The 12596-nt window shown below is 65.7% G+C and carries 12 protein-coding genes; 7 read left to right on the forward strand and 5 right to left on the reverse strand.

The genetic code is table 11. The features are described from left to right. Positions 1 to 58 precede the first annotated feature (58 nt). The gene (locus AB2M62_RS18665) at positions 59 to 673 is read left to right on the forward strand and encodes a hypothetical protein (protein ID WP_404336244.1); all 615 of its coding nucleotides are present in this window, start codon (positions 59 to 61) and stop codon (positions 671 to 673) included. Further along, the gene (locus AB2M62_RS18670; protein ID WP_404336246.1) at positions 670 to 1278 is read left to right on the forward strand and encodes an RES family NAD+ phosphorylase; all 609 of its coding nucleotides are present in this window, start codon (positions 670 to 672) and stop codon (positions 1276 to 1278) included. Before AB2M62_RS18665 ends, AB2M62_RS18670 begins: the two co-directional genes overlap by 4 nt. Here the strand turns inward: AB2M62_RS18670 and AB2M62_RS18675 are convergent. Next, positions 1254 to 2150 carry an iron-containing redox enzyme family protein gene (locus AB2M62_RS18675; RefSeq protein ID WP_404336248.1) on the reverse strand — a complete coding sequence of 299 codons (897 nt, stop codon included), beginning with the start codon at positions 2148 to 2150 and terminating at the stop codon, positions 1254 to 1256. The two genes, AB2M62_RS18670 and AB2M62_RS18675, sit on opposite strands and share 25 nt — an antisense overlap. 157 nt (positions 2151 to 2307) lie before the next feature. Between AB2M62_RS18675 and AB2M62_RS18680 the strand changes: the two genes are divergently transcribed. Continuing rightward, positions 2308 to 4632 (forward strand): GH92 family glycosyl hydrolase, encoded by a 2325-nt coding sequence (locus AB2M62_RS18680; RefSeq protein WP_404336250.1) that lies wholly within the window; start codon positions 2308 to 2310, stop codon positions 4630 to 4632. A 125-nt stretch (positions 4633 to 4757) separates the two neighbouring features. On the opposite strand, the gene murA is transcribed toward AB2M62_RS18680, so the two are convergent. After that, a complete protein-coding gene (murA, locus tag AB2M62_RS18685; RefSeq protein WP_404336252.1) occupies positions 4758 to 6041 on the reverse strand; it encodes a UDP-N-acetylglucosamine 1-carboxyvinyltransferase in 1284 nt (427 codons plus the stop codon). A gap of 122 nt (positions 6042 to 6163) precedes the next feature. Here murA and AB2M62_RS18690 point away from each other — a divergent pair, with 122 nt between their 5' ends. Further along, entirely contained in the window at positions 6164 to 6901 is a 738-nt protein-coding gene (locus AB2M62_RS18690) for a Crp/Fnr family transcriptional regulator (RefSeq protein WP_404336253.1), read from the forward strand. 84 nt (positions 6902 to 6985) lie between these two features. Continuing rightward, positions 6986 to 7144, forward strand: a complete 159-nt coding sequence (locus AB2M62_RS18695) for a hypothetical protein (protein WP_404336255.1) — start codon at positions 6986 to 6988, stop codon at positions 7142 to 7144. A gap of 72 nt (positions 7145 to 7216) precedes the next feature. Here the strand turns inward: AB2M62_RS18695 and clpS are convergent, their stop codons facing one another. From clpS to AB2M62_RS18710, 3 genes are all read right to left on the reverse strand, one after another. Continuing rightward, positions 7217 to 7555, reverse strand: coding sequence for an ATP-dependent Clp protease adapter ClpS (clpS, locus tag AB2M62_RS18700; protein WP_404340021.1), 339 nt, complete (start codon positions 7553 to 7555; stop codon positions 7217 to 7219). A 199-nt stretch (positions 7556 to 7754) separates the two neighbouring features. Beyond that, complete coding sequence (locus AB2M62_RS18705) at positions 7755 to 8504, reverse strand: phasin family protein (RefSeq protein ID WP_404336257.1); 750 nt, start codon at positions 8502 to 8504, stop codon at positions 7755 to 7757. A gap of 114 nt (positions 8505 to 8618) precedes the next feature. Then, positions 8619 to 10334, reverse strand: a complete 1716-nt coding sequence (locus AB2M62_RS18710) for a PHA/PHB synthase family protein (protein ID WP_404336259.1) — start codon at positions 10332 to 10334, stop codon at positions 8619 to 8621. 132 nt (positions 10335 to 10466) lie between these two features. Here AB2M62_RS18710 and AB2M62_RS18715 point away from each other — a divergent pair, with 132 nt between their 5' ends. Both AB2M62_RS18715 and AB2M62_RS18720 read left to right on the forward strand, forming a co-directional pair. Continuing rightward, positions 10467 to 11675, forward strand: coding sequence for an LL-diaminopimelate aminotransferase (locus AB2M62_RS18715; RefSeq protein WP_404336261.1), 1209 nt, complete (start codon positions 10467 to 10469; stop codon positions 11673 to 11675). A gap of 25 nt (positions 11676 to 11700) precedes the next feature. Beyond that, positions 11701 to 12477: a sulfite exporter TauE/SafE family protein gene (locus AB2M62_RS18720; RefSeq protein ID WP_404340023.1), complete on the forward strand. Its 777-nt coding sequence runs from the start codon at positions 11701 to 11703 to the stop codon at positions 12475 to 12477. The last annotated feature ends 119 nt before the right edge of the window (positions 12478 to 12596 follow it).

Below are 12596 nucleotides of genomic sequence, written 5' to 3' on the forward strand. Positions count from 1 at the left end.
ACATTCTTGACAAAATGGACAAACTGGACAATATCAGGCCATCAGCCGACGAGGTTTTGTGCAGCTCAACGAAGACGAACGGAAGGAAACGGCGCAGCTCGCCAGCGAGATGGCCCGCGCGTTGATGCGGCTGCAGCCTGCCGATCGGACGCGGATCCGGCGCAAGCTGCGTGAGGCAGATCGTGCGTCGTCTTCGGATCTCTCGGCGGTATTCGAGCAGGTCATCAAGCCGGCGAGCCATAGCTTCGAAATGCGCGGTGCTGGGTTGGGCGCCAGCGTATCGGTCGAGGACGGACGCGCCGCCTTGCCGGTGGAGTCGGGGGGCTCCTTGTCGGGAGACTGGGCGCGATCCGAACTACTCGGGGCCGGGGCGCTCGCGGCGCGGCTGCACGTATCGACGGCCACGGTAGCCAATTGGCGCGCGGCGGGTCATGTCGTCGCCTTCCGCCGCGACCGACGCAACTTTCTCTATCCTACTAGGCAGTTTCATCGCGGGTTGCCGACGCCGCGTATGGATGAGATTTGCGCGTGCTTTCCGAGCCAGGAAGATGCCTGGGAATGGCTGGTGGAACCCAATGTCGCAATGGGAGGCAAGCCGCCAATCGACTGGCTGCAGGCCGGCCACGCGGAAACGGTCGTCCGCGCGGCGGAGGGAATGCTCGACTACGCGTGAGGCATTTCGACCCCGCCCGGCTCGAAGGATTCGCCGCGCCGCCGGCGCGGATTTCGGGCTTTTCGCGTATCATCCTGGCGGCACATGCGGACACTCCTACCGGCGTAGGGTTTGGGACTAGCCGCTTCTCAAGTCCCGGTCGTCGGTTCCGCGTCCTTTACGCGGCGGCCAGTTTCCGGACGGCCTTCGCCGAAGCCGTAGTGCGCGATCGTCTGGAGGATCGCCGCCGCCGCATCATCCGCGAGACGACACTCGAGGGCTATGCCATCACCCAAATCGCTTCCACCCGACCGCTGAAGATGCTCGATCTGACTGGTGACAATGCCTATCAGCTCGGCCTGAACACCGATGCGGTGCGTGCCCGGACGCATCAGCCGGGCCAGGTCTTTGCCGAGCGGCTCGTGGCCGAGACGGATTTCGACGCGATCGCCTATACCTCGCGCCTGACCGGCGAGTTGTGCCTGGCGATTTTCGACCGGGCGCTTTGCGACATCGTCGGCAGCCCAAGCCGGCCGCTGCTTACCGTCGCCGAACTGTCCGTCGAGCTTAGGCGGCTGAAAATGTCAGTCCGTCGCGCGGCTCACCCCCAGAGCCGCGCGCGATAGGCCTCGAAACAGCGCGCACCGCAGCGCAATCGGATCAGCGCGCCCTCGGCCATCGCCGTCGCCCGCGCCGGATCCTCCTCGACCGCGGGGCGGATCGCTTCGCGGTTCCAATCCTCGCTATGCTTGACGTCGAGCACCGCATGGAGCGTGAAATAGCGCGCCTCCTTCGGGCTCAGCCCGACGCGCTTGAGGCCCTTGGCGACGAGGTCGGCGCGGATCGGGGCGGTCAGCTCGATCACGCCGAGCGCGCCGACCGAATGCCAGGCGTAGCGCCGGTTGGTCGCCATCGCGGTCATCGCATTGGCGAGGCACAGGCTCTCCCACACCGTGTTCTCGATCACCGGCGTGACCGCCAGCGTCTCGACCAACGCGTCGAGCATCGGGCCGTGCATGCCCTTGGCGGTGCCATGGCCCATCTCGTCCCAGTAATTGCGCGCGAGTTCGAGCTTGGGGAGCGTGGGCAGCTTGACCTGAGTCAGCGCGACGAGATCGTCGAACCCGGCCTCGCCCGCAGCCTCCTGCTCGAAGAACCAGCGTAGTTCGTCGCGCTCGGCCGTCTCGGCGAGCCACGGGAAGAGCGGATCGCCCTGGCCTGGCCCGGTTGCCTTGAGATCTTCGAACCAGGCGATGAAGCCTTCGACATCGGTAGGCGCCGCGGCCGCTTCGTCGCGTATCTCGGCGCGAAGTTCCTCTAGAAAGGCGCCTTCGAGCCGTTGCATCTTCACGTCGCGCTCGAAACGGCGCTGCCAGTCGTCGCTCGGGAAGCCGGGCTCGAGCCGTTCCCGGTTCCAATGCGCCAATCCTCGCTGAAAACTGTCGGTCAGAAATTGCGAGCCCGCGTCCTGCGCGAAGCTCTTCAGACGTGTCGCCATGTTGGTGAGTCTCTCCTGCTTGCCGGTTCAACCGGCTCGCAAAGGCCTTGGTTCCAGCCGAGCGGGCGCGGCTAATTTGGATCAGGACGATTCTTGCCACCGCAAATCGCCGCAGGGCGGGTGGCGCGCCGGCTTCGGCTTTGCTTTAACCGCGCGCATGACCATGACGTTCCGCGCCGCGCTTGCGCTTTCCGCCGCCCTCATCGCCACCCCGCTCGCCGCGCAGACCGGCCGCGAGACCGGCTATGACAGCGTCGATCCGTTCATCGGCACCGGCGGCGAGGGGCATACGTTCCCCGGCGCGGTCGCGCCGTTCGGCATGGTCCAGCCGAGCCCCGACACCGACACCGGCTGCGAGATCCGCGAATGCTATGGTCATGCCGCGGGCTATCGCTACGACGATCCGACCATACAGGGCTTTTCGCAGACCCATTTCTCGGGCGCGGGCCATTCGGACCTGGGCGATTTCCTGCTGATGCCGGTGATCGGCGACGCGCTCGATCCGGGCGATGCCAAGAAGCCGGGCTCGGGCTATCGCTCGCGTTTCTCGCACAGCAGCGAGACGGCAAAGCCGGGCTATTATGGCGTGACGCTGGCCGATAGCGGCATCCGCGTCGAATTGACCGCAGGCCCCCGCGTCGCCGTTCACCGCTATGCGTTCCCCGCCGGCAGCCCAGCGCGCGTCGTGCTCGATCTGCGCAGCGCGCTCTACAATTATCCCGGCAAGATCCTGTGGTCGTCGGTGCGCGTCCGCGCGGACGGCACGATCACCGGCATGCGCGAGACGCGCGGCTGGGCGCCGGCCCGGAAACTCTTCTTCGCGATCCGCCCCAATGCGAAGCTGGCGAGCCACGGCTTTTTCGATCGCGAGGGCAAAATCCCCTATCGCGGTTTCCAGGGGCCGGGCCGCGGCCAGGACGATGTCGAGCAGCTCCAGGGCCGGTCGATCGTCGCCCGGCTCGATTTCGGCACGCTCACAACGCCGCTGGAGCTCAAGGTCGCGATCTCGAGCGTCGAGGAGGACGGCGCGATCGCCAATCTCGATAGCGAAGCCGGCGATTTCGACGCGATCCGCGCGCGCACCCGCGCCACCTGGGACGATGCGCTCGGCGCCGTGGACCTCACCGCGCCCGCGCCGGTGAAGAAGACGCTCTACACCGCGCTCTATCACAGCCTGATGGCCCCCAGCATCCTGTCCGACGCCGATGGCCGCTATCGCGGGCCCGACGATCAGGTCCATGCCGCCAAGGGCTTCACCTTCCATTCGACCTTTTCGCTGTGGGACACGTTCCGCGCCGAGCATCCGCTGCTGCTGCTCGTCCAGCCCGAGAAGAAGAATGCCGATTTCATCAATTCGTTGATCGCGAGCCAGCAATACAGCCCGTTCGGCATCCTGCCGGTCTGGCAGTTCCAGGGGCGCGAGACCTGGACGATGATCGGCTATCACGCCGTGCCGGTGATCGCCGACGCGTATCTGAAGGGCATCAAGGGCTTCGACGCGGGCAAGGCGCTCGCCGCGATGACCGCCAGCGCGCGCTACGCACCCTATGGCGGGCTCGGCGACTATATGAAGCTCGGTTACGTGCCGATCGATCGCGAGCCCGAGGCGGCATCGAAGACGGTCGAATATGCCTATGACGATTGGACGATCGCGCGGATGGCACGGGCGATGGGCAAGGCCGATATCGCGGCCGAATTCGACAAGCGCGCCGGATATTGGCGGAACAGCTTCGACGCCAAGTCCGGCTTCCTGCGCGCGCGCAAAGCCGATGGCAGCTTCCGCACGCCGTTCGATCCCACTGCGATCAACTATGGCTCGGACTATACCGAGGGCAATGCCTGGCAATATTCGTGGTTCGTGCCGCAGGATCAGGCCGCCATGTTCGCGCTGCTGGGCGGCGACGCCGCCGCGGTCAAGAAGCTCGATGCGATGTTCGATTTCGACAATTCGAAGATCGATTACAGTCATGCCGAGGATATCGCCGGGCTGATCGGCCAATATATCCATGGCAACGAGCCGAGCCACCACGTCGCCTATCTTTATGCCTTTGCCGGCCAGCCCTGGCGGACGCAGGAACGGCTCAAGCAGATCGTCGACAGCCAGTATAAGCCGACGCCCGACGGCCTCTCCGGCAACGACGATCTCGGCCAGATGTCCGCCTGGTTGTTCTTCACCGGGCTGGGTTTCTATCCCGTCGCGCCGGGTTCGAACGAATATGTTCTCGGCCGCCCGTTCGCCGAGCGCGCGGTGCTCAACCTGGCCGGCGGCAAGCGCTTCACCGTGATCGCCGACGGACTGAGCGACGCGAACCGTTATGTCGGCAAGGTCACCCTCAACGGCAAGCCGCTCGACCGGGTCTATCTCCGCCACGACGAGATCGTCCGCGGCGGCGAGCTGCGCTTCACGATGCGCGCGGTACCCAACAAGAGCTGGGGCGCGAGCAGAGCGGCGCGGCCCTATTCGATGAGCACGGCGCGCTAGGCTCCGCGGCGCACTGCGTCGATCAATGCCCGCAGCGTCGACGCCATGTGGCGCTGCTGCGGATAGCAGATCGATCGCTGGGAAACGGTCACTCGCAGCACCGATTTCGCGGCGGGCTGACCCGATCAGCCGTCGCCGGCACGCTCGATGTCGGCGCCGACTGCCTGGAGCTTTTCCTCGAGCCGCTCATAGCCGCGATCGAGGTGATAGACTCGCTGGACCTGGGTTTCGCCCTCGGCGACCAGGCCGGCGAGGATCAGGCTCATCGAGGCGCGCAGATCGGTCGCCATCACCGGCGCGCCGGTGAGCTTGTCGACGCCGCGGACGACGGCGGTGCGGCCATGGACTTCGATGTTTGCGCCCATCCGCGCCAGCTCGGGCACGTGCATGTAACGGTTCTCGAAGATCGTCTCGGTGAGCACGCTGGCGCCATCGGCCTTGCACAGCATCGCCATGAACTGCGCCTGCATGTCGGTGGCGAAGCCGGGGAAGGGCGCGGTTGACAAGGTCAGCGGCTTGATGCCGTTGGGTGCGGCGATGCGCACGCCGTCCGTGGTTTCCTCGACGGTGATCCCCGCCTCGATCAGCGCGTCGAGCGTCGCGCGCATGTCTTCGGCATTCGCGCCGACCAGCTCGACATCGCCGCCGGTGATCGCCGCGGCGCAGGCATAGCTGCCCGCCTCGATGCGATCGGGCATCACCGAATAGGTCGCGCCGTGCAGCCGTTCGCGGCCCTCGATCACCAGCCGCTCGGTGCCGATCCCGTCGATCGACGCGCCCATCGCGACGAGCAGGTTGCACAGATCGACGATTTCGGGCTCGCGCGCCGCATTGTCGAGCACGGTGGTGCCGCGCGCCGTCGCCGCCGCCATCAGCACATTCTCGGTCGCGCCGACCGAGACCACCGGGAAGCGATAGTGCCCGCCTGCCAGCCGTCCGCCGGGCGCGCTCGCCTTCACATAGCCCGAGGCGAGCTCGATCTCGGCGCCGATCGCCTCGAGCGCCTTGAGGTGCAGATCGATCGGGCGGTTGCCGATCGCGCAGCCGCCGGGCAGCGACACCGTCGCCTCGCCGGCGCGACCGACCAGCGGGCCGAGCACCAGGATCGAGGCACGCATCTTCCGCACGATATCATACGGCGCGACCGTCGAGCTGAGATTGCCCGCGCGCACCGTCATCACCCGGCCGAAATCATTGGGCCGGGTGCCCTCGATCGACGTCGAGGCGCCGAGCTCATTCAGTAAATGTCCGAAGCTGTCGACATCTGCGAGTCGTGGCAGATTACGCAAGGTGAGAGGCTCATCGGTCAGCAATGCGCACGGCATCAGCGTCAGCGCGGCGTTCTTCGCGCCTGAAATCGGGATTTTGCCGGCCAGGCGGTTTCCGCCGCGGATCAGAATACGGTCCATGGCCGAGCTTCTAGCCTCTCGCCGCGCGCGCGCAAGGGCGGCGGCTCGTTACGGGATTGATCGACTTTAATGCATTGATTCCACGGCACTGCTTTGCGTGTCGGGTGGGGGAAAGCCAAAGCGTGTCCGGTAGTTGCTTCGCCGAAGTATTGAGCGAGTTTGTCGATCTGACCGAAGGCGAACGGTCTGCGCTCGAAAAGCTCGAGGAACGCCAGCGGCACGTGCGCCGCGGGGCGGTGCTGCAGCGTGAGAACGAGGCGTGCAACGAGCTGTTCATCCTCCGCAAGGGGTTGATGATGAGCTATGTGCTGCTCGACGATGGCAGCCGCCAGATCCTGCGTTTCCTCTTCCCCGGCGACATGCTGGGCGTATCAAGCGCGATCTATCTCGAGGCACCCGAGACGCTGGCGGCGCTTTCGGACTGCGTCGTCTGTCCGTTCGATCGCGTTGTGCTCTCCGAAATGATGGTCCACCATCCCCGTCTTTCGGCGATGGTGCTGGTCTATTCGCAGATCGAGCGCGTCGCGCTCACCGATCGCCTCGCGGCGCTCGGCCGTACCAGTGCCAAGGCGCGCGTCGCCGCGCTGCTGATCGAGCTTCGCAACCGGCTGCGCGGCACCGACAAGGACATCACCAACGTCTATGCGCTGGGGCTTACCCAGGAAGAGATCGGTGACGCCACCGGGCTGACCGCGGTGCACGTCAACCGCATGTTGCGCCAACTCGAGGAGGACGGGCTGATCGCGCGCGAGGGCGGGCGCGTGACGCTGCGCGACGAGCGTGCGCTGGCGCGGGCGGCGAACTACGTCAATCGCTATGAGGGGCTCGATCTCGGCTGGTTGCCCAAGGCGAAGAACTAGCCGTATTTTCGCGGTCCTTGCGTGGGACGCTTGGTCGATGCGGAAAGAGGATGGGATCGAATCGCGGCGTGCTATAGGCGCGCGATGATAGCACATCAGCGCTGGACGCAGACCGACATCACCGAACTTCGCAGCCGCCTGGAGGTGGGGGGAACCGTCGCCGATATTGCCGAGGGGCTCCAGCGCACCACCGAGAATGTGCTCGCGATGATGTCGCGGCTCCGGCTGCGCGTGCGCACCTAGCGCGCGTCTGCACGCCCTTTCCCCGGTATCCGGGCACCACGGCGCGCACGGAAGGCGTGCGGGGCTAAGCCCCTACGCCTTCTCCAGCGTGCATTGCAGCGGGTGCTGGTTCTGCCGGGCGAAATCCATCACCTGGCTCACCTTGGTCTCGGCGACTTCATAGCTGAACACGCCGCACACGCCGACGCCACGCTGGTGGACGTGGAGCATCACCTGCGTCGCCTCCTCCATCGTCATGCGGAAGAAGCGCTGGAGAACGAGTACGACGAATTCCATCGGCGTGTAATCGTCGTTGAGCATCAGCACCCGGTACGGAGTCGGCTTCTTGGTACGCGCGCGCGTCCGCGTGGCGAGCCCGACTGCGGGATTGCGCCCGCCGCCCTGATCGTCATTGTCGCCGTCTTCGGCCATGCGGATGTGGTTCGGGTCTAGCTTGGCCATGTCGGCGGAAAATATGGTCTCGGGGGCGGCGAAGCAAGGCTGCGGGCCGCACTTGGGCGAGGAAAGTCGATCGCGCGTGCCCGACGCGCTGCCGCTGGGCGCACGCAGGCAAAGAAAAAGGGCGGCCACCTCGCGGCAGCCGCCCGGATATCTTGGCGCGCGAGGCGGCTCAGGCGGTCGCCTTGGCCTTCTCGACGGCAACCGCGAAGCGGTTCGAGATCGGCTGCGCGGCATCGCTCGCGAGCTTGATCAGCGCCTCGGTGTTCTTCGAAGCTTCGGCGACGTACGAGTCGAACGCGCCGCGGACGAAATCGCTCTGCAGCTTGAAGAACTCGGTCGGCGACTTCACCGAAGCGAGCGTCTTGAAGGTCGCGGTCGCGCTCTCGAACGACTTGCGGCTATATTCCGCAGCGTCCTGGCCGAAGGTCTCGAGACCCTTGGCGGCGATGCGGCCCGACTCGACGAGCGCCTCGACATTGCCCTTGGCGAACTCATTGGCCTCTTCGACGAGCTTGGTCGACTTTTCGACGGCCGCCTTGGTGCGGTCGTTGAAATCGCCGAAGAGCGCCTGGGGGCTCGGGATCTTGTTTTCGAACGTGGTAGCCATGGTGATGGTTTCCTTGATGCTTTCCGAGGCGGCGTTGGGCAGCGCCTCGGTTGCGTTGACGGTCTCCGCGACGGCGGCCTGGGCCTGCTCTGGCGCGGTCTCTACTGCGTGTACGACTTCCTGCGACGCTGCTTCCGCGGCCGGAGCCTGCTCGGGTGCGGCGGCCGCGACGATCGTCTCGGCAACCGGCTCCGGCAGAGCCTTCTCAACCTTGGGTGCGGCAGCCTCAGCCTTGGGCGCGGCCGGCTTGACGGCGCGCGCAGGCTTCGGAACGGTCGGCTTCGCCGTCGTCTTCGGTCCCTTGGTGGCCATGCGAATCGGTCCCCTGACTAATTGCTGCGACGCAACATTACGGGCGAGTTGCAATCAACGCAAGAGGATTTTTGTGCGGCGCACAAAAAGCTGTAACGCTAGGGAAACGGCGGATTATCGCGTTCTTACATACTCTCCGGGCGCGTCGCCGAGTGGTTTGAGCCTCCCTTTTCCGGGGACACGTGCGCCTTTTGCATCTATGCGGGCCGAGTTGATCGTCTCCAGCCAGGCGCGCCAATCGGGCCACCAGCTGCCCTTGGTCTCCTTCGCGCCCGCGACGAATTCGGCGAGCGTGTCGACGGCGCCGTCATTGGTCCAATATTGGTATTTCTGGGCGGCAGGCGGATTGACCACGCCGGCGATGTGCCCGGATCCCGCCAGCACGAATTTGAGCGGACCCTTGAAATGGTGGGTGATCTTCCAGACGCTCGCCGCCGGCGCGATATGGTCCTCGCGCCCGGCCTGGACATAAGACGGCGTGGTCACCGTGCTGAGGTCGATCGGCGTGCCGCTGATCGCCAGCATCCCCGGCGCGGCGAGCTTGTTGTCGCGATAGAGGTCGGTCAGGTAGCTCAGATGCCAGGTCGCCGGCAGGTTGGTGACGTCCGAATTCCAGTGGAGCAGGTCGAACGGCGCATAATCCTGGCCCATCAGGTAATTGTTGGTGACGTAGTTCCAGATCAGGTCGCGCCCGCGCAGCAGGTTGAAGGTGGCGGCCATATAGCGCCCGTCGAGAAAGCCCTCGCCGCCGAGCGACTTGATCATCGCGAGCTGGTCGTCGTCGACGAACACGCTGAGGTCGCCCGCCTCGGTGAAGTCGACCTGTGCCGTGAAGAAGGTCGCGCTCTTGACCTTCTCGCGCTGTCCGCGCGCCGTGAGCACCGCCAGCGTCGCGGCGAGCGTGGTGCCCGCGACGCAATAACCGATCGCATGGACGCTCTCGACGCCGAGCAGTTCGCGCACCGTGTCGATCGCATCGATCTGACCGCGCTCGACGAAATCGTCCCAGACGACGTCCTTCATCGAAGCATCGGCGGACTTCCACGAGACGACGAACACAGTGAGGCCCTGTTCGACGGCCCAGCGGATGAAGCTTTTCTCGGGCGTCAGGTCGAGGATGTAGAAGCGGTTGATCCAGGGCGGGAAGATGATCACCGGGGTCTCGAGGACCTGCTTGGTCGCCGGGGCATATTGGATCAGCTCGTAGAGCGGCGTGCGCTTGACCACCTTGCCCGGAGTCATCGCCAGGTTGCGCCCGAGCTCGAACGCCGCGGGATCGACTTGCGTCATCTGGCCCTTGGCGAGGTCCGACAGCATGTGCTGCAGCCCCTTGAGCAGGCTTTCGCCCTTGGTCTCGACGATCTTCTCCAGAACTTCGGGGTTGGTCGCCGGGAAGTTGGTCGGGCTCAGCGCATCGATGAAGCCCTTGGTGGCGAAGCGGATCTGCTCGCGCTGCTTGGGCTCGACGCCTTCCAGCGCGTCGACGCCCTTCAGCATGTGATCGGCAATGACGAAATAGCTCTGGCGCAGGAAGTCGAACACCGGCTCCTCGCGCCATTGCGGCGCCTTGAAGCGCTTGTCGCGGGCCTGTTCGGGCGTCTCCTCGAACGGCGTGGCATGCGCGGGGTCTAGAAACCGCTGCCACAATTGCATCGTATCGGCCCAGAAGGCCGTGCTGCTGCGGAACGCCGCAGTGGGATCGAAGGCGGCGAGCGGCGCGTGCTGGAGCATGTCGAGCCCGTTCTCGAGCATCATCTGCTGCGCGCGTCCGAGCACCCAGGTCCAGTGCTGGAGTTCCTCGAGGCTGGGCGGGGTCGGGGTCTCGGCCATGCATTCCTCTCCGGCAGCGCGTACGCCCTCTTTAGCGGGGGCAAGCCAACTCGTCATTCCCGCATCGGCGCAAATCGCGTAGGGAATGCTGCACGGCGCAATGCAGCGCCCAACCCCAAGAGAGAAGTGGGAATGTCCGAAGAGTTCTACCGCATCAAGCGCCTGCCCCCCTATGTCATCGCCGAAGTCAATGCGATGCGGGCCGCGGCGCGTGCGGCGGGCGAGGACATTATCGATCTCGGCATGGGCAATCCCGATCTGCCGCCGCCGCCGCACGTCATCGAGAAATTGTGCGAAGTCGCGCAGAAGCCGAGTGCGCACGGCTATTCGCAGTCCAAGGGCATTCCCGGGCTGCGCCGCGCCCAGGCGAACTATTATGGCCGCCGCTTCGGCGTCGATATCGATCCCGAGACCGAAGTGGTGGTGACGATGGGATCGAAGGAGGGGCTTGCCAGCCTCGCCACTGCGATCACTGCGCCCGGCGACGTCGTGTTGGCGCCCAATCCGAGCTATCCGATCCATACCTTCGGCTTCATCATCGCCGGCGCGACGATCCGTGCGGTGCCGACCACGCCCGACGAGCATTATTTCGAAAGCCTCGAGCGCGCGATGAACTTCACCGTGCCGCGCCCGTCGATCCTCGTCGTCAACTATCCGTCGAACCCGACCGCCGAGACCGTCGATCTCGCTTTCTACGAGCGGCTGGTCGCCTGGGCGCGCGAGAACAGGGTGTGGATCATCTCCGACCTTGCCTATTCGGAGCTCTATTTCGACGGCAAGCCGACGGTCTCGATCCTCCAGGTCAAAGGGGCCAAGGACGTTGCGGTCGAGTTCACTTCGCTGTCCAAGACCTATTCGATGGCCGGCTGGCGGATCGGCTTCGCGGTCGGCAACCAGCAGCTGATCGCGGCAATGACGCGGGTGAAGTCCTATCTCGATTATGGTGCGTTCACGCCGGTCCAGGCCGCAGCCTGCGCCGCGCTCAACGGCCCGCAGGACATCGTCGAGAAGAACCGCCAGCTCTATCACAAGCGCCGCGACGTGCTGGTCGAGAGCTTCGGCCGCGCCGGCTGGGAAATTCCCTCACCAGCGGCCAGCATGTTCGCGTGGGCACCGCTGCCGCCCGCGCTCGCGCATCTCGGCAGCCTCGAATTCTCCAAGCAGCTGCTCACCCATGCCAAGGTCGCGGTCGCGGCGGGCGTGGGCTATGGCGAGAATGGCGAGGGCTATGTCCGCATCGCGATGGTCGAGAACGAGCAGCGGCTGCGCCAGGCGGCGCGCAACGTGAAGAAATATCTCCAGTCGATGGGCGTCAACACGCCGAGCGCCAACGCAGGGTGACTCGCATTTTCGCACGTCGCGCGTGATTGCAATCGATCCGCTCTATTCGATCGCCGGGGTGCTGGTCGGCCTGCTCGTCGGGCTGACCGGCGTCGGCGGCGGTTCGCTGATGACGCCGCTGCTGGTGCTGGTATTCGGCTTCCACCCGGCGACGGCAGTGGGCACCGACCTGCTCTATGCCTCCGCGACCAAAACCGCGGGCACCGCGGTGCACGGCTGGCGCGGAACGGTCGACTGGAAGGTCGTGCGCCGGCTGGCGACCGGTAGCGTTCCCGCTGCCATCGCCACCCTCGCATGGCTATCCTGGACTCACGGCAAACCCGGCGCCTCGGCCCAGCTCATTTCGCTGATCCTCGGCGTCACGCTGATCCTCACGGCGATCGCCATCCTGTTCCGCAGCCGCATCGTGGCAGCGCTCGGCCCCCGCTTCGCCACGGTCGACGCGGGGCGGATCGGCTGGGCGACGGTGTTGCTCGGCGCGGTGCTCGGCACGCTCGTGTCGCTGACCTCGGTGGGTGCAGGCGCGCTGGGGATGACGGCGCTTCTCGTCCTCTATCCCAAGGCGCCGGTCGCGCGGCTGGTCGGGTCCGACATCGCCCATGCCGTGCCGCTCACCTTCCTCGCCGGTGTCGGCCATTGGGCGATGGGCTCGGTCGATCTGAACCTGCTGCTCGCCCTGTTGCTCGGCTCGGTTCCGGGCATCGTGCTCGGCAGCCTGATCGCCACGCGCGTGTCCGACAAGGTGCTGGTCCCGATCCTCGCGACCGTGCTGGCGATCGTCGGCGCGCGGCTGCTCTTCTAGATCCCAGAAGCATAACGACGCCGGGGGAACGGCGTTATTGCTCCTGGCGTGCATCCTAGTATCGTTGACCCGGTACGGTACGACCGCTCGACGCACTCATGGGTTCAGCCGGGAGCCGG

This window comes from Sphingomonas sp. MMS12-HWE2-04, assembly GCF_044881185.1.
Lineage (GTDB): Bacteria > Pseudomonadota > Alphaproteobacteria > Sphingomonadales > Sphingomonadaceae > Sphingomonas.